Annotated in this window: 3 protein-coding genes; all 3 read left to right on the top strand. The window is 37.0% G+C overall.

Translation table 11 applies throughout. From position 1 onward, the window contains the following. Positions 1-216, top strand: a 216-nt coding sequence (locus ACJ5H0_RS23105) for a hypothetical protein (RefSeq protein ID WP_411252196.1), incomplete at its 5' end; no start/stop codon positions are given. 41 nt (positions 217-257) lie between these two features. Beyond that, on the top strand, positions 258-395 hold the full coding sequence (locus ACJ5H0_RS23100; RefSeq protein ID WP_411252195.1) for a hypothetical protein: 138 nt from the start codon (positions 258-260) through the stop codon (positions 393-395). 17 nt (positions 396-412) lie between these two features. After that, the coding region (locus ACJ5H0_RS23095) for a Sak single strand annealing protein (RefSeq protein ID WP_411252194.1) at positions 413-725 on the top strand (313 nt) is incomplete at its 3' end.

Below are 725 nucleotides of genomic sequence, written 5' to 3'. Positions count from 1 at the left end.
TGGAGGGACGTAAAAATGATTGAAAACGGAATGTTAATCGGAAACCATCACGATTCATCAGCTAGAGACTTCATTGAACTATGTTGCGGTTGTGAGGGTGAAATCTACTACGGAGAAAGTTGTTTAGATTTCGGTGGAGATTACTTACATACAGAAACAGAATGCATCACACAGTATGTAAAGTCTCATTCTACAGAGAAAGTAGCAGGTGAATAAGATGGTCCTACAAAAACAAAATTGAAGCTGAAATTCAAATAATGATGAATTTAGTTGAACGATATAAGCAAAGTAAAGAGCCTAACGCTGCATCTTTGGTTGTAGCTTATGAATACGGATTAAAGTCACTCATGGAAGTGTATGAAGCTAGTAAACAAGTAGAAATAGCACCATTTTAAAAGAGAGGGAGATTCATATGACAACTGAAAATTACTTTTCTAAATTAGCTCAAATAGATTGTTCGGAACATGTTGAAAAGAAAGGTCGATTTAGCTACTTATCATGGGCATGGGCTGTTAAAAAGCTTCGCGAAGTAGATCCAACAGCAACATGGGAAGTTAAGCGATTTGATGGTGTTCCTTACCTTAAAACGGATTGCGGTTACTTTGTAGAAGTTGAAGTAACTGTACAGGGATTACCACTAAGTCAGATTCACCCGATACTTAACAATCAAAATAAGCCGATTGCAGAGCCAAACAGCTTTGACATTAACACAAGTATCCAACGTT

It is taken from the genome of Chryseobacterium proteolyticum, from assembly GCF_046591535.1.
Classification (GTDB): domain Bacteria; phylum Bacteroidota; class Bacteroidia; order Flavobacteriales; family Weeksellaceae; genus Chryseobacterium; species Chryseobacterium proteolyticum.
This window is presented reverse-complemented; position numbering and strand designations above follow the sequence as displayed.